This window comes from Propioniciclava sp. LT432, assembly GCF_059515965.1.
Map to the genome: position 1 here is coordinate 70394 of NZ_JCAKNE010000016.1, position 16004 is coordinate 86397.

Annotated in this window: 12 protein-coding genes; 10 read left to right on the plus strand and 2 right to left on the minus strand. The window is 70.8% G+C overall.

Annotated elements, in window-relative coordinates; all coding sequences use genetic code 11:
• Window positions 1-90: 90 nt before the first annotated feature.
• From leuA to AC5YDV_RS10480, 3 genes are all read left to right on the plus strand, one after another.
• On the plus strand, window positions 91-1845 hold the full coding sequence (gene leuA / locus AC5YDV_RS10470) for a 2-isopropylmalate synthase (RefSeq protein ID WP_496183061.1): 1755 nt from the start codon (window positions 91-93) through the stop codon (window positions 1843-1845).
• 114 nt (window positions 1846-1959) lie between these two features.
• Window positions 1960-3303, plus strand: a complete 1344-nt coding sequence (gene gdhA / locus AC5YDV_RS10475; RefSeq protein WP_496183060.1) for an NADP-specific glutamate dehydrogenase — start codon at window positions 1960-1962, stop codon at window positions 3301-3303.
• A 94-nt stretch (window positions 3304-3397) separates the two neighbouring features.
• Window positions 3398-4873, plus strand: a complete 1476-nt coding sequence (locus AC5YDV_RS10480; RefSeq protein WP_496183059.1) for an SDR family NAD(P)-dependent oxidoreductase — start codon at window positions 3398-3400, stop codon at window positions 4871-4873.
• On the opposite strand, the gene AC5YDV_RS10485 is transcribed toward AC5YDV_RS10480, so the two are convergent.
• The gene (locus AC5YDV_RS10485) at window positions 4845-7415 is read right to left on the minus strand and encodes a PEP/pyruvate-binding domain-containing protein (protein WP_496183058.1); all 2571 of its coding nucleotides are present in this window, start codon (window positions 7413-7415) and stop codon (window positions 4845-4847) included. The genes AC5YDV_RS10480 and AC5YDV_RS10485 overlap by 29 nt on opposite strands.
• Window positions 7416-7525: 110 nt before the next feature.
• On the opposite strand from AC5YDV_RS10485, the gene argG reads away from it, so the two are divergent.
• The 4 genes from argG to AC5YDV_RS10505 all read left to right on the plus strand — a co-directional run bounded on the left by argG (window position 7526) and on the right by AC5YDV_RS10505 (window position 12061).
• Window positions 7526-8947, plus strand: a complete 1422-nt coding sequence (gene argG, locus AC5YDV_RS10490) for an argininosuccinate synthase (protein WP_496183057.1) — start codon at window positions 7526-7528, stop codon at window positions 8945-8947.
• Window position 8948: 1 nt separating this feature from the next.
• The gene (locus AC5YDV_RS10495; protein ID WP_496183056.1) at window positions 8949-9764 is read left to right on the plus strand and encodes a hypothetical protein; all 816 of its coding nucleotides are present in this window, start codon (window positions 8949-8951) and stop codon (window positions 9762-9764) included.
• Window positions 9751-11067 (plus strand): MATE family efflux transporter, encoded by a 1317-nt coding sequence (locus AC5YDV_RS10500; protein ID WP_496183055.1) that lies wholly within the window; start codon window positions 9751-9753, stop codon window positions 11065-11067. Before AC5YDV_RS10495 ends, AC5YDV_RS10500 begins: the two co-directional genes overlap by 14 nt.
• A gap of 85 nt (window positions 11068-11152) precedes the next feature.
• The gene (locus tag AC5YDV_RS10505; protein WP_496183054.1) at window positions 11153-12061 is read left to right on the plus strand and encodes a universal stress protein; all 909 of its coding nucleotides are present in this window, start codon (window positions 11153-11155) and stop codon (window positions 12059-12061) included.
• A 206-nt stretch (window positions 12062-12267) separates the two neighbouring features.
• On the opposite strand, the gene AC5YDV_RS10510 is transcribed toward AC5YDV_RS10505, so the two are convergent.
• Window positions 12268-13056: an isoprenyl transferase gene (locus AC5YDV_RS10510; protein WP_496183053.1), complete on the minus strand. Its 789-nt coding sequence runs from the start codon at window positions 13054-13056 to the stop codon at window positions 12268-12270.
• A 41-nt stretch (window positions 13057-13097) separates the two neighbouring features.
• On the opposite strand from AC5YDV_RS10510, the gene larC reads away from it, so the two are divergent.
• The 3 genes from larC to larB are packed head-to-tail and all read left to right on the plus strand — an operon-like array spanning window position 13098 to window position 15992.
• Entirely contained in the window at window positions 13098-14474 is a 1377-nt protein-coding gene (gene larC / locus AC5YDV_RS10515) for a nickel pincer cofactor biosynthesis protein LarC (RefSeq protein ID WP_496183052.1), read from the plus strand.
• Between the two features lie 11 nt (window positions 14475-14485).
• The gene (gene larE / locus AC5YDV_RS10520) at window positions 14486-15334 is read left to right on the plus strand and encodes an ATP-dependent sacrificial sulfur transferase LarE (protein WP_496183051.1); all 849 of its coding nucleotides are present in this window, start codon (window positions 14486-14488) and stop codon (window positions 15332-15334) included.
• The gene (larB, locus tag AC5YDV_RS10525) at window positions 15327-15992 is read left to right on the plus strand and encodes a nickel pincer cofactor biosynthesis protein LarB (protein WP_496183050.1); all 666 of its coding nucleotides are present in this window, start codon (window positions 15327-15329) and stop codon (window positions 15990-15992) included. The genes larE and larB overlap by 8 nt, the downstream gene beginning before the upstream one ends.
• Window positions 15993-16004: the final 12 nt, after the last annotated feature.

Sequence of the window (16004 nt, forward strand, 5' to 3'; positions counted from 1 at the left end):
CGGGCAGGTCGAGCCGGTCGGGCTTCCTCGTTGCGGAGAGTTCCCATGCGCCTGGCATCCCCATCCTTGCCCTTGACCTGAGGAAGAACGATGACCACCAACCCCTTCGGTACCCGCGTCCAGTCCGGAGCGCCGGTCCAGCAGCCCAGCCCCATGCCGTTCCACCGCTACACCGCCTTCCAGCCGGTCGACGTACCCGACCGCACCTGGCCGAGCAAGAAGATCACCCAGGCCCCGCGCTGGCTCTCCACCGACCTGCGCGACGGCAACCAGGCCCTGATCGACCCGATGACCGTCTCCCGCAAGCTCAAGATGTTCGAGCTGCTGGTCGGCATGGGCTACAAGGAGATCGAGGTGGGCTTCCCGTCCGCCTCCCAGACCGACTTCGACTTCGTCCGCCGTCTGGTCACCGAGGACCGGATCCCCGACGACGTCCAGATCTCCGTGCTGACCCAGGCGCGCGAGGACCTCATCTCGCGCACCGCCGAGTCGCTGGTCGGCGTGAAGCGGGCCAACATCCACATGTACAACGCCACGGCCGAGCTGTTCCGTCGCGTCGTGTTCGGCATCGACGAGAAGCAGACCATCGCCATGGCGACGCGCGGCACCGAGATGGTCATGAAGTACGCCGAGCAGTTCCTGGGTGATGTCGAGTTCGGCTACCAGTACTCGCCCGAGATCTTCACCCAGACCCCGACGGACTTCGCCGTCGAGGTCTGCAACGCCGTCGCCGACGTCTGGCAGCCCGGCCCCGACCGGGAGATCATCTTCAACCTGCCGGCCACGGTCGAGATGAGCACGCCGAACACGTACGCCGACCAGATCGAGTACTTCGGCCGGCACATCAACAACCGCGAGTACGTCGCGATCTCCCTGCACCCCCACAACGACCGCGGCACCGCCGTCGCGGCGTCCGAACTGGGCATGATGGCCGGCGCGGACCGCGTCGAGGGGTGCCTGTTCGGCCACGGCGAGCGCACCGGCAACGTCGACCTGGTCACCTTGGGCATGAACCTCTTCAGCCAGGGCATCGACCCCAAGGTCGACTTCTCCGACATGGACGAGATCCGCCGCACGGTCGAGTACTGCACCGGCCTGCCCGTCCACCCCCGCCACCCGTACGCGGGCGACCTCGTCTACACGGCCTTCTCGGGCTCGCACCAGGACGCCATCAAGAAGGGTCTGGAGGCCCTGGAGATGAAGGCCCAGGCCCAGGGCAAGGGCATCCACGAGGTCGACTGGGAGGCCCCCTACCTGCCGATCGACCCGCACGACGTCGGCCGCACCTACGAGGCCGTCATCCGGGTCAACAGCCAGTCCGGCAAGGGCGGCATGGCCTACATCATGAAGAACGAACACAAGATGGACCTGCCGCGCCGCCTGCAGATCGAGTTCAGCCGGGTGGTCCAGCGCCACACGGACGCCTCCGGCACCGAGGTCACCCCCGACCAGATCTGGGCGATCTTCGAGGAGGAGTACTTCGGCGACCTGACCCCGATCGAGATGGTCTCCTACAAGTCGTCCGCCGACAACGGCACGTACGCCGTCGAGGCCGTCCTGCGCCGCGAAGGCCGCGAGAAGACCGTGACCGGCGAGGGCAACGGCCCGCTGTCGGCGTTCGTGGACGCCCTCGTCCTGGCCGGCTTCGGAGTCCGCGTGCTGGACTACTCCGAGCACGCCCTCAGCGAGGGCGGGGACGCGCTGGCCGCGGCCTACGTGGAGGTCGAGGTCGGGAGCGGTGACGACACCCGCGTCCTGTGGGGCGTGGGCCGGCACAGCTCGATCGTGACCGCGTCCATGCACGCCGTCGTGAGCGCGATCAACCGTTCGGACCGCGAGGACTGAGTTCCGGCCGTGTTCCATCCTTGGGACGTCCCGTCGTCAGCGGCGGGGCGTCCCTAGACTTCAGTAGCTCGGGCCGTCGCCCGGGCGCCTGCACGACATCGAAGGAGAACCACCATGGAGCTCAGCCCCACCCTGCAGGAGGAATTCGACATCGTCGTCCGCCGCAACCCCGGCGAGGCGGAGTTCCACCAGGCAGTTCGGGAAGTGCTGGAGTCGCTCGACCCGGTCGTCAAGAAGCGGCCCGAGTACGTCGAGTACGGCATCATCCCCCGCGTGTGCGAGCCCAACCGTCAGATCATCTTCAAGGTGAACTGGCAGGACGACAAGGGTCGCGTGAGGACGAACCGCGGCTTCCGCGTCCAGTTCAACTCCGCGCTCGGCCCGTACAAGGGTGGCCTGCGCTTCCACCCGAGCGTCTACCTCGGCATCATCAAGTTCCTCGGCTTCGAGCAGATCTTCAAGAACGCCCTGACCGGCATGCCCATCGGCGGCGCCAAGGGCGGCTCGGACTTCGACCCGAAGGGCAAGTCCGACAACGAGATCATGCGCTTCTGCCAGGCCTTCATGACCGAGCTGAGCGGCCACATCGGCCACGACATCGACGTCCCCGCCGGTGACATCGGCGTCGGCGGACGCGAGATCGGCTACATGTTCGGCCAGTACAAGCGCATGACCGGACGGTACGAGTCCGGCGTCCTCACCGGCAAGGGCCTCACCTGGGGCGGCTCCCGCGCGCGCACCGAGGCGACGGGCTACGGCACGGTCTTCTTCGCCGACGAGATGCTGAAGCTGACCGGGGAGACCTTCGAGGGCAAGAAGGTCGTCGTGTCCGGTTCGGGCAACGTCGCCATCTACGCCCTGGAGAAGGCGCAGCAGCTCGGCGCCACCGTCGTGGCCATGTCCGACTCCAGCGGCTACATCGTCGACGAGAACGGCATCGACCTGGCCCAGATGCAGGATCTCAAGGAGGTGCGTCGCGGCCGCATCAGCGAGTACGTCGACGCGAACCCCACGGCCCGCTTCGTCGACAACGGCCAGATCTGGGACGTCCCCTGTGACATCGCGCTGCCCTGCGCCACCCAGAACGAGCTGTCGATCGGCGGTGCCCGCGCGCTCATCAAGAACGGCTGCAAGCTGGTCGCCGAGGGCGCCAACATGCCCACCACCCCGGACGCGATCCGCGCCTTCAGGGAGGCGGGCGTCCGGTTCGCCCCGGGCAAGGCGGCCAACGCCGGCGGCGTCGCCACCTCCGCCCTCGAGATGCAGCAGAACGCCTCGCGCGACTCCTGGAGCTTCGAGCACACCGAGGCCCGCCTGCAGGAGATCATGGTCGGCATCCACGAGCGCTGCGCCGACACCGCCGAGGAGTACGGCAAGCCCGGCGACTACGTCCTCGGTGCGAACATCGCGGGCTTCACGCGCGTCGCCGACGCGATGATGGCCCTCGGCGTCGTCTGAGCCCTGCCATGCCCGCCCCGGTTCGCACACGACCGGGGCGGGCATCGTGGGCCCAGCGCGATGAGGTCGGCGCCGGCGGGTACGATCGGACGCCGTGACGGAGCCCGACGAGCACATCGATCCAGACGACCTCGCAACCACCCTGCGGGTGCTCGGCATGCTCCACCACCTGCCCGAGGACCACCCCGACCTCGTGTCGGTGCAGCGGGCGTCCGGCCGGCTGCACAAGCTCATCCGCAAGCAGCGCCGAGCGGACGCCAAGGCAGCGGCCAAGGCTCCGCTCCAGGCCCACGACCGGGCCGTCCTCGAGTCGACGGCCACCGGCAACCCGCTGAGGATCGACGACGAGACGCGCGGCATCCCCCTCGCCTCTCGCGCACGCGGTGCGATCGCCGGGCACCTGCACACCCCGCGCGGCTGCTACATCTGCCACGCCACCTACACCCAGGTCGACGCGTTCCACCACTGGCTGTGCCCGGACTGCGCCGCGGCGTCCCACGCCAAGCGCGACCAGGGCACCGACCTGACCGGACGCCGTGCGCTCCTGACCGGCGGACGCGCCAAGATCGGGCTGCACATCGCGCTGCGCCTGCTGCGCGACGGCGCCGACCTGACCATCACCACCCGGTTCCCCCACGACGCCGCCCGCCGCTTCGCCGCGCTGGCCGATGCCCCCGACTGGCTGGACCGGCTGACGATCGTCGGCATCGACCTGCGCGACCCCACCCAGGTCCTGGCGCTGGCCGACGAGGTCGCCGCCGGCGGGCCGTTGGACATCCTGGTCAACAATGCCTGCCAGACCGTGCGGCGCTCGCCCGGCGCCTACAGCCACCTGGTCGCGGGGGAGCAGGTGCCCCTCGACGGGGGGCCGGTCCCCCGCATGATCACCTTCGACCGCATCAGCGAGGCGCACCCCGCCGCGCTGGCCGGCACCCTCCGCGACGGCGAGCACCCCCACGCGCTCGACCGTGCCGTCGACGTCGCCACGGTGGCGCTCAGCGCCGGCTCGGCGTCCCTGGCCGCCTACCGCGCGGGGACCGCCATCGACGCCGGCGGCCTCCTGCCGGACCTGGCCCCGACGAACTCGTGGACGGCACGCGTCGACGAAGTGGACGCCTTGGAGATGCTCGAGGTCCAACTCTGCAACCAGGTCGCGCCGTTCCTCCTCGTCAGCCGGCTGCGACCGTCCCTGCGCGCGGCCGTCGAGCGCGGCGCCCGACGCGCCTACGTCGTCAACGTCTCGGCGATGGAGGGCCAGTTCTCCCGCCGCTACAAGGGGCCCGGCCACCCGCACACCAACATGGCGAAGGCGGCCCTCAACATGCTGACCCGGACGTCGGCGTCCGAGATGTTCGAGACGGACCGCATCCTCATGACGGCCGTCGACACGGGGTGGATCACCGACGAGCGCCCCCACCAGACCAAGCTCGACATCGCCGCCGACGGCTGGCACGCACCGCTCGACCTCGTGGACGGCGCCGCCCGGGTCTACGACCCGATCGTGCGCGGCGAGGCGGGCGAGGACCTGTACGGCGTGTTCCTCAAGGACTACCGACCGCACCCGTGGTGACGCACAGGACGCGCTGGGTGAGGATGTCCGACCACAGGCACAGGTCGTCGAAGTGGGCGACGTGCACGACGTCCGCCAGGTCGGCGTCGGCCTCGGGGACGAGGTCGAACAGGGCGTTCGGGCGAGCGGGGACGATGTCGGGGTGGAAGATGACGCCCGGGCGCTCGTCGAAGACGGCGGCGTAGAAGATGCCGGTCTCCACGAGGTCCTGGAAGAAGTGCGACCCGTAGGAGAGGTCCGGGCGGAAGTTCCCGGTGGCGTCCGTGGCCTCGACCAGGACGTTCGCGTGGTTGATCTCGGCGAACCTCACCGGCACGCCGAGCGCCTCGGTCGTCGTCCCCCAGCGACCCGGCCCCAGGAGCATGAAGGAGGAGTCCCTGAGGGCCCGGTTCACCTGGCCGACGAGTCGGGCCACCGCGTGCCGCTTCGGTGATCCGAGTTGGAGGTACGGCCGGGCGCGCACCATGACCACCCACTCCAGGAGAAGGCAGACGTTCCCGCCCATGAACTCTCCCGAGGAGGAGAACAGCACCCCGGCCTCGTCCACCACCTCGGGGAGCGCGACCGGTTGGCCCGGACCGCGCGTCTGGAGAGGGCGGCACTGGACGATGCCGACCTTCGGGTCGCCCTTCATCACGTTGACGGTGAACTCCACGTCGACCGGGTAGTCGTAGGCCAGCGACAGCGTCGCCAGGGCCTCGCGCATCAGGGCGGGGAACGACGTCTCGCCGAGCAGCCCGTGGAAGTCGGCGACGACCGGCTTCGACATGAGCTCGCGCCCCCGTTCCGCCATGGCGCGCAGGACGGCCGTGTCGGGGCTGGTGAACAGCGACCAGTCGGCTCCGATGTCCATCTCGACCAGGTCCGCGAGCGGGACGGCCCGCTTGGCCGCCTCGGTGAGGTCGAGGACGTCCACGCGGCGCTGGCTGAACGCCGAGAGGTCCTCGGGGTCGGACAGGTGGGCGTTCAGCGGGTCGGCGAGCGCGACGATGCGGGCGTGGTCGCTGGTGGTCCGGTCGACGGCGCGGGTGCCCAGCCCCAGAACCAGGCGCAGCATGCCGGCGTCCGCGTCGACGTCGGCGTCCCACGTGTAGAGGTTCGACGAGTTCGCCACACCCGCCGCGTGCGGGAAGAACCAGTGACCATGGTGGTCGCCCGACACCCGCTGGACCAGGATCGCCATCTGTTCGTCGGCCTCGGCGAGGTTGCGGGTCACCCGGTAGCGGAGGGCCTCCTCGCTCATCGCCGAGGCATAGACGGCACGCACGGCGTCCAGGAGGGCGTGGAGCCTCTCCTCCGGCGAGCCCTGGTTGGTGAGGAAGAAACTGTCGTACTTGCCGGCGAAGGCGTTGCCGAAGTTGTCCTCGAGCAGCGAGGAGGAGCGGACGATGATCGGTGCCTGCCCGAAGTGCTCGAGCATGTCGAGCAACTGCTCGCGGATGGACACCGGGAACCGTCCCGTCGGCATCAGGTCGTGCAGGGCGGCGCCGGCCGAGAGGAACATCTCGGGGTGGCTCTGCTCGAGGCGGTGCTCCCACCAGCCGTTGCTGACCAGGTAGTGGTAGAAGACGTCGGCGCCGATGTAGAAGGAGTCGTGCGGTTCGAGGTGCTCCGCGAACCGTCCGTCGATGTCGTCCAACAGGATCGCGCGTGCGGTCAGCATGCCGACCGCCTTGCCTCCGATGTGCCCCGTCCCGACCAGGCGGGTCGCCATGACGAGCAGGTCGTCGAGGGTGAGGTGACGACGTGCCAGACCGGCCATCCGGCCGTCGTCGCGGCCCAGCAGCGCGTCGGCGAGCACGGCGTGGGCGTCCCGTTGCTCGGCGAAGCCCCCGTCCAGCGCTTCGAAGGCGTCGTCGACCAAGCGAGTCCAGTGGTCCGGACGCCGCCGCATCCGTCCGCGGGTGGATGCGAGGCGCGCCGAGTTCGCCGACGACGTCACCGGGATCGCGACCTCACCCGCGATGCGGTGCGGGAAGAACATGGTCGCCGAGCTGCGTCCCTCGACCTTGAGCGGGTGGACGTACGTGTCGGTGCCCACCACCTGGAGGTCGAACAGCACCTGCGTGGTCTCCCGGATGCCGGCGACGGTGGCGGCGCTGACCTCGTCGCGCAACAGCGGGAAGTACGCGACGGTGTCCATGTCGTACAGCACCGGGCAGGTGACCTTGAAGAAGCTGGTCAGGAGCAGGTCCGAATGCCAGGCGTCCAGCAGCGAGGCCAGCGAGTCGAACACGTAGAAGGCGAGCGGCCCGGCGCGCCAGATCAGGTCATGGACGGCGACCGCGAAGGGCTCGAACCCCTCGGTGGGGTCAAGTCGGTGCACCTGCACGTCCGGGCCGCTCAGCAGCGGAGGGTGGTCGGCGAAACGGACGTACACCAGGTCTCGTCCCTCGCGGCGGGCGCCCTCCACGTACGGCCCCAGCACGCGCCCGAAGTCGTCCATGTCGTCGCAGTGCCACACCACGTTGTCACCGATGCGAAGGCTGTCGATGGCGGCGTCCAGGCCTCCGATGCCCGTGCTGACCCGAGTGGACTTCATGGGGGAACCGTAGCCCGCCGGTCGACCCGCGCGCCCGCCATGCGTGACGCCGGCGTCCGGCCCCGCCGGCCAGAGCCGGGGAGGGTCCCGCGCCCGATAGGATCGACCCCATGTCCAAGGTCCTCATGAAGCTCCCGGTGGGGGAGAAGGTCGGTCTGGCCTTCTCCGGTGGTCTCGACACGTCGGTCGCCGTCGCGTGGATGCGCGAGAAGGGCGCGATCCCGTACACCTACACCGCCGACATCGGGCAGTACGACGAGCCGGACATCGCGTCGGTGCCGGGGCGCGCCGCCCAGTACGGTGCCGAGGGCGCACGCCTGGTGGACTGCAAGGCGGAACTGGTCAACGAGGGCCTGGTCGCGCTGATGTGCGGTGCCTTCCACATCCGCAACGCCGGCGTCCCGTACTTCAACACCACGCCCTTGGGCCGCGCCGTGACCGGCACCATGCTGGTCCGTGCGATGCGCGAGGACGACGTCCACGTGTGGGGCGACGGGTCCACCTACAAGGGCAACGACATCGAGCGGTTCTACCGTTACGGACTCCTGGCCAACCCGCAGCTGCGCATCTACAAGCCGTGGCTGGACGAGGACTTCGTCAACGAGCTGGGCGGGCGTGACGAGATGAGCGCCTGGTTGTCCGAGCGCAAGCTGCCCTACCGCGACTCCCAGGAGAAGGCGTACTCCACCGACGCGAACATCTGGGGCGCCACCCACGAGGCCAAGAAGCTGGAGTACCTCGGCACCGGCATGGACATCGTGGAGCCGATCATGGGCGTGGCCCACTACCGCGAGGACGTCCAGATCGCCACCGAGGAGGTGTCCGTCGCGTTCCAGCAGGGCATGCCAGTCCGCATCAACGGTCGCACCTTCCCGGATGCGGTCGCCCTGGTCGACGAGGCCAACAAGATCGGCGGACGCCACGGCCTGGGCATGTCCGACCAGATCGAGAACCGCATCATCGAGGCCAAGAGCCGCGGCATCTACGAGGCGCCCGGCATGGCGCTGCTGCACATCGCGTATGAGCGACTCGTCAACGCCATCCACAACGAGGACACGGTCGCGAGCTACCACAACGAGGGCCGCAAGCTCGGCCGTCTGCTCTACGAGGGTCGCTGGCTGGACCCGCAGTCGCTCATGCTGCGCACCTCGCTGCAGCAGTGGGTCGCCTCGGCCATCAGCGGCGAGGTCACCCTGCGCCTGCGCCGAGGCTGGGACTACACGATCGTCGACACGACCGGCCCCGCACTGTCGTACCACCCCGAGAAGCTGTCGATGGAGCGCGTCGAGGACGCCGCGTTCGGCCCCGTCGACCGCATCGGCCAGCTGACCATGCGCAACCTCGACATCGCTGACACCCGCACCAGGCTTGAGCAGTACTCGCAGCTGGGCCTGGTCGGGGGCGCGATCTCGGAGCTGGTCGGCGAACTCCGCACGGGTGAGGCCGCCGCGATCACCGCCGGCGCCGAGGGCGCGCCCGAGGCGATCGACGACGCCCAGTTCGTCTCCGGCATGGAAGCCGGCACCGACTGACGTGGACCTGGGTGACGTCGTCTGGGGCGACGTGGTCTCCGACGACGACGGCATGCTGGTCGTGCGGGGCCACGTCGGGGACGACCCGGTCCTCGTGAAGCGCTACGCCGAACCCCGGCTGGCGCGCGAGATCGCCAACCACCAGTTGTTGGAGCTGCTGGGCGTCCCGACGCTGCCGGTGCTGGGCGCCGGCAGCGACTGGCTCGTGCTGGCCGACCCCGTGGACGCCGGCTATCGCCCCGGGACGCCGGACGACCTCTTCGACCCGGACGTCGCGCGGATGGTGGCTCGGTGGTACGACGAACTGCACGCGGCGGGGGAGTCCGTGCCGGACGCCGCCCTCGCGGGGCTGTGGACCGAGCTCGACGTCGTGGACGCCGACGGCCTGGCCGCGGTCGCTGCACGCTGGCCGGAACTCGCCCTGCAGGTCGCCTGGGCGCAGGACCGCCTGCCCGAGTGGCGGCGGGTGCTCGCCGACCTGCCGCGGACGCTGACCCACAACGACTTCTGGTACACCAACCTCGCCGTCGCCTGGGACGGCTCCGCGGTGTTGATGTCCGACCTCCACCTGATGGGGGCGGGGCTGCGAGCCAGCGACGTCCGCAACGTCACCGTGGCGCTGTCGGACGCCGCTGCCACCGCCTTCCGGGAGGAGTACGCGCGGCTGGCCGCGGCCCGCGGCGTCCGCTGGGACGGGCGGGCCGCCGACCTGGACGAGCCGCTCGGCCACTTGGCCGCCCTCGTCCTCGCCAGCCAGGCCGATGCGACACCCGCCTGGGCCGAGGCTTCGCTGGAGTGGCTGCGTGGCCGAGCCTGAGCGCGGACAATCGCTGGACCGGGAGATCCTCTCCCTCGCGGTGCCCGCCTTGGCGACCCTCATCGCCGAGCCGCTGCTGGTGCTCGCGGACACCTGGATCATCGGGCACCTCGGCACGCCGCACCTGGGCGGGCTGACGCTGGCGTCCAGTGTGGTGACGCTGGTGGTCGGGCTCTCGGTGTTCCTCGCCTACGGCACCACGGCGACGGTCTCGCGACGGCTGGGGGCCGGCGATCGGGCCGGGGCACTGGCCGGCGGTATCGACGGGATGGTGCTCGGGGTCCTGATCGGGCTGGCGGTGGCGATCCTCCTCGTCCCGGGTGCGGGATGGCTGCTCTCGCTGTACGGCGCGGCGCCCGAGCCGACCGCGCTCGGGGCGTCCTACCTGGGCGTGGTGGCGTTCGGCCTGCCCGCCCAGTTGTTGATGCTCGCGGCGACCGGCGTGCTGCGGGGACTCCAGGACACCCGGACCCCCCTGCTCGTGGTCGTCACCATCAACCTGCTCAACATCGGTTTGAACGTCACGCTGGTCTACGGCTTCGGCCTCGGCATCGTTGGGGCGGCCCTGGGCACGGTGCTGTCGCAGTGGGTGGGGGCCTCGATCATGGGCGGAATGGTGCTGCGCGCTGCGCGTCGTGAGGGCGTCCGGCTCGGCTTCGCGCCCGCGGGCGTCCTGGCCGCGGCCCGGCTCGGGTCGTGGCTCGTCGTCCGGAACGCGGCGCTGCAGGCGGCGCTGGTGTTGACCACGCTCACGGCCGCCAGTCTGGGGACGGCATCCCTCGCGGCTCACCAGGTCGTCGCCACCGTGTGGTCGACGGTGGCCTTCGCCCTCGACGCCTTCGCGATCGCGGCCCAAGCCATGGTCGGACTGCGCCTGGGCGCCGGCGATGAGGCCGGCGCGCGGGGGGTGCTCGGTCGGGTGCTGGCGTGGGGCGTCGGCTTCGGTGTGCTGATCGGGCTGCTCGTCGTGGTCGCGCGGGGACCACTGGCGGAGCTGTTCAGCCCCGATCCCGCGGTGCGGGACGCCGCGGGTGCGGCCCTCCTCGTCCTCGCGGCCCTCGCCCCGATCGGCGCGGTCGCCTTCCAGTTGGACGGCGTCCTGATCGGCGCGGGCGATGCCCGTTTCCTCGCCCTGGCCGGCCTGCTGACGACGGCCGTCTACGCGCCCTTGGCCCTGGCGATTCGGGCGACCGACGCGGGGCTCGTCTGGTTGTGGGCCGCCTACGGGGTGTGGCTGCTCGCCCGCGGGGTCGTCCTGCATCTGCGGACGCGCGGGCACGCCTGGGTGCGACTCGGCGTCTGACCCACGAGCGGAAATGCCTTGGGGTAGGGTTGATTGAAACCCACCGACATGTCGCGATGGGTGGTCATTCGTCGAGGAGGAGGCCATGGACAGCTCGTTGGATGCCCAAGGAAAGATCGTTGTCGGAACCGACTTGTCGAGTCGAGCCGGCGTGGCCGTCGATTGGGCGGCCGAGCGTGCCGCGTTGCTCAAGCAGCCCCTCCTGATCGTGATGTCGATCCCCGAGGTACCCATTCCGCGGCGCAGTCGCATGTTCGACGCGTTGATGACCGGGGACTGGCCCAACCGCCTCAACGAGATGGCCGAGGACAAGCTCGCAGCCCTCAAGCAGCAGGTTCTGGAGAAGCATCCCGAGGTCGACGTCGAGGTGAAGGTCGTCGTCGGGGTCGCCTCGTACGTGCTGGCCCAGGCGTCCAAGACGGCCGCGATGGTGGTCGTCGGTGCACGGGGTGAGCATGCGCCGATGAAGGTGCGGGCGCTCGGTGGCACGGCTGACGCCGTCGTGGCGCACGCACACGGTCCGGTCGCGGTCATCACCGACCACGGCATCGCCACCCCGGGTGGTCCGGTCGTCGTGGGCGTGGACGACTCCCCGGAGGCCGACGCCGCGCTGCGGCTCGCCGCCGACGAGGCCCAGGCCCGGGGCGTCCAGTTGCGCGTGGTCCACGCGTGGGACATCGCGCCGTGGATGATGGGGCCCATGGGCGTCACCGCGCTGCAGACCCTGCCGCCGATCGAGACGCTGAGGGACGGCGTCGACGTTTTCGTGCAGCCCGTACGCGAGTCGCACCCCGATCTGGACATCGACGTGCGGGTCATCGAGGGACGCCCCTCCGCGGCCCTGGTCGAGGCGTCGATCGGTGCCAGCCTGCTCGTCCTCGGTTCGCGTGGCCTGGGCGGCTTCACGGGCCTGTTGCTCGGCTCCACCTCCAAGGAGGTCCTGCGCGAGGCCGAGAGCCCGGTCATCGTGACGCGGGCTCCCGAAGGGAAGTGAACCTCGTCGAGGGCGCCCGCACCTCTTGGTGCGGGCGCCCTCGCGCGAGGTAGCGCCATCTGGACCACATGAGCGCCTTCGAGCACACGACCAAAGCCTGCTGACGAGGGGTGATGCCGCGAGGCGTCTGGGGTGCCCGAACGGAATGTGGTCCAGATGGCGCTACGCGGGCCTGGAGAGGGCAGGAACCGGATGCCACCCGGTCGTCACCGCGCGGGCGGAGTCACCTCGTTCGGGACGGCCCCGCCGTAGCGGCGGTCGCGCTGGGCGTACAGCTCGATGGCGTGCCACAGGTCGCGTCGGTCGAAGTCGGGCCACAGCCGGTCGAGGAACACCATCTCGGCGTACGCCGACTGCCACAGCAGGAAGTTGCTCGTGCGCTGCTCGCCGGACGATCGGACGAACAGGTCGACGTCCGGAACATCGGGGGCGTACAGGCGGGCGCTGATCGACTTCTCGCTGATCCGGTCGGGGTCGACGCGGCCGGCCCGCGCGTCGGCGGCGAGGGCTCGGACGGCGTCCACGATCTCGGCGCGTCCGCCGTAGTTGACGCAGAACTGCAGGGTGAGCGTCGTGTTGTTCCGGCTCAGCTGCTCGGCTGCCCGGAGTTCGTTGATCACCGACTTCCACAGCCGGGGCTCGCGTCCGGCCCAGACGATCCGCACGCCGAGGTCGTTGAGTTCGTCGCGGCGGCGGTGGATGACGTCACGGTTGAAGCCCATCAGCCAGCTCACCTCGTCGGGGGAGCGCTTCCAGTTCTCGGTGGAGAACGCGTAGGCGCTGACGTACTTGACGCCGATCTCGACCGCGCCGTGCAGGACGTCCAGGAGGGACGCCTCGCCGCGGGCATGGCCATCCGTGCGCGGAAGGTTGCGCTGCTTGGCCCAGCGGCCATTGCCGTCCATGACGATGGCCACGTGTTTGGGGACGAACTTCTTGGGGATCGCGGGCGGGCGTGCTCCGCTGGGGTGCGGTCTCGGCGGGATCGGGCTCACATCGCGACCCTAGTACCACGGGGTCGGCCACAATGGCAGTCATGCACGCGTGGTTCGACATCTCCGCCGGGGTCGCCGGTGACATGCTCCTCGGAGCCCTCCTCGACGCGGGGGCGGACCGCGACGCCGTCCAGGCCGCGATCGACGCGGTGGCTCCCGGATCGGTCCTGTTGCAGAGCGAAACCGCCACCCGGGGCGGCCAACGGGCGACCAAGGAGAGGGTGCGCGTGCTCGTCGACGACCCGCCGCACCGGACGTGGGCGTCGATCCGTTCGGTCCTCGCCGAAGCGCCTCTGGCCGACCGGACGCGGGCGTGGGCCCTGTCGGCCTTCGGCCGCTTGGCGGACGCCGAGGCCCACGTCCATGGTGTCGATCCCGACGCGGTGCACTTCCACGAGGTGGGGGCGCTGGACTCGATCGCCGACGTCGTCGGCACCTGCGAGGCGCTGCGCACCCTGGGCGTGACGTCGGTGTCCGCGTCGCCGGTCCGCTTGGGCTCGGGCCGCGTCCGCGCCGCCCACGGGGACATCCCCGTGCCGGTCCCGGCGGTGGCGGAGTTGTGCATCGGCTGGCGTGTCGACCCGACGCCGATGGGGGATCAGGGGAACGACCACGAGCATGACCACGACCACGGTCACGACCACGGGCACGACCACTCCCACGAGCACGGTCACTCCCACCACGACTCCCCGGCGAGGACCACGACGCCGAACACGGTCGGGGAGCTGGCCACCCCGACCGGGATGGCGATCATCCGTGCACTGGCGGAGGCCTGCGAACCCCTGCCCGGAATGACCGTCTCCGCCGTCGGCGTCGGCGCAGGCGGCAAGGAGGTGGCCGGGTGGCCCAACGTCGTCCGGGTCCTGCTGGGCGACAGGACGGCTGTCGGGGCTGACCAGCCTGGCGCTGGTCCCACTGCCCGCACCCCACGAACGGACCGACCGGCCACGGAACTCACCGAACTGCGCGCCAACGTGGACGACCAGGACCCCCGGTTGTGGCCCGGCGTGTTGGACGCCCTGTTGGCCGCCGGCGCGGTCGACGCGTGGCTGGTCCCGATCCAGATGAAGAAGGGGCGCCCGGCGTTCACGGTGTGTGCGCTCACGGACGCCGAGCACCACGACCCCGTGGTCGACGTGCTGTTGCTGCACACCACGACGCTGGGCGTCCGGGGATCCACCGTCGCGCGCACCGTCCTGGAGCGCACCTGGGTGGACGTGGATGTGCTGGGCCATCGGGTCGCAGTGAAGGTGGGGTCCCGGGACGGCTACGTCCTGCATGCCACGCCGGAGTTCACCTCCGTCGCCGAGGTTGCGCGCGCGGTGGGTCGCACCGAGTCCGAGGTGGCCGCACGCGCCCAGGCCGCGGCGGTGGCGTCCGGACTGGTCGCGGGTGAGCGCGTCCGGGCACGGGACTAGACTCCGGAACCGTGACTGTCTTCGCCGACCTGCCGGACGCCGAGCGCGCCGACGCGCTCGCGGTGGCCGAGCGCCTGCCGGATTCCGGACGCCTCGGTGTCGCCTATTCGGGGGGTGTCGACTCAGCCGTCCTGCTGGCGGTCGCCACCGCCGCGCTGGGCCGCGCGAACGCGGTCGGGCTGCTGGCGGTGTCGTCGTCCCTGGCCGCCGACGAGTTGGCGCTCGCGCGGGCGACCGCGGCGGAGATGGGGGCCGAACTGGTCGAGTTCGAGACCCATGAGGACGAGAACCCGGCCTACCGCGCCAACGGCGCCGACCGGTGTTTCCACTGCAAGGACGAGATGTTCACCGTCATCGACCAGCGGCTGGTCACCGAGCTCGACCTCGAGGCGGTCGCCTACGGCGAGAACGCCGACGACGCCGTCCGCATCGACCGCCCGGGGGCGCGCGCTGCGACCGACCACGCCGTGCTGCGGCCGCTGGCCGACGCAGGGCTGACCAAGCCGCGGGTGCGTGCCCTGGCACGGGCCCTCGGCCTGTCCGTGGCGGACAAGCCCGCTGCACCCTGCTTGGCCTCCCGGATCCCGCACGGGCAGGAGGTCACCCCCGAGAAGCTGCGTCAGGTCGACGACGCCGAGTCGGCGTTGCGCCGCCATGGTTTCGGGGACGCCCGCGTCCGGCACCATGGCGACATCGCGCGGATCGAGGTGCCCGTCGCCGACCTCGCCCGCTTCGCCGACGAGGGGGTCCGCGAGGCGGTCCTCGCCGACGTCCGCGAAGCCGGCTTCCCGTACGTCACGCTCGACCTCGCCGGGCTGCAGTCCGGCGCCTTCACGCTGCAGGTGCTGCGCCATGCCTGACGACGACATCGCCGACCTCGACCTGGACCGCTCCGTGCGGCGTGGCGGCTTCCCCGAGGCCGTCTACTGCGAGGGCAAGTCGCCGGGCCAGTGCTGGGCGATAGCCCAGCGCGTGGGTGAGCGCCCCGACGTGGTGACGATCTTCACCCGGGCCGATGACGAGCGCGCCACCGCGATCCTGGACGCGCTGCCGGACGCCTTCCACGACCCGGTCGCACGCTTGCTGGTGTGGCCGCCGCGGATGCCCGAGCCGACCGGGGAACTCGTCGTGGTCGCCTGCGCGGGGACGTCCGACCTGCCGGTCGCGCGGGAGGCGCTGCTCACCGCGCGCCACCTCGGCCGCCGCGCCGAACTCGTCGTCGACGTCGGGATCGCGGGCGTCCACCGCACCCTGGGCAAGGTCGACCTGTTCCGGCAGGCCGGCGCGATCGTCGTCGTGGCCGGCATGGACGGCGCGCTCCCCGGCCTCATCGCGGGACTGGTGTCCTGCCCGGTCGTGGCCGTTCCCACCTCGGTCGGGTACGGGGCGGCGTTCGGTGGCCTCGCCCCGCTGCTCACGATGCTCAACGCCTGCGCCCCCGGGGTGGGTGTGGTCAACATCGACAACGGCTACGGTGGGGGACATCTCGCCGCCCAGATCGCGGCGCCCCGAGCCTGACCCGACCCCGGG

Coding starts and splice junctions, on each gene's coding strand:
- leuA (WP_496183061.1), top strand. CDS start 91: ATGACCACCAACCCCTTCGGTACCCGCGTCCAGTCCGGAGCGCCGGTC.
- gdhA (WP_496183060.1), top strand. CDS start 1,960: ATGGAGCTCAGCCCCACCCTGCAGGAGGAATTCGACATCGTCGTCCGC.
- AC5YDV_RS10485 (WP_496183058.1), bottom strand. CDS start 7,415: ATGAAGTCCACTCGGGTCAGCACGGGCATCGGAGGCCTGGACGCCGCC.
- argG (WP_496183057.1), top strand. CDS start 7,526: ATGTCCAAGGTCCTCATGAAGCTCCCGGTGGGGGAGAAGGTCGGTCTG.
- AC5YDV_RS10505 (WP_496183054.1), top strand. CDS start 11,153: ATGGACAGCTCGTTGGATGCCCAAGGAAAGATCGTTGTCGGAACCGAC.
- larC (WP_496183052.1), top strand. CDS start 13,098: ATGCACGCGTGGTTCGACATCTCCGCCGGGGTCGCCGGTGACATGCTC.
- larB (WP_496183050.1), top strand. CDS start 15,327: ATGCCTGACGACGACATCGCCGACCTCGACCTGGACCGCTCCGTGCGG.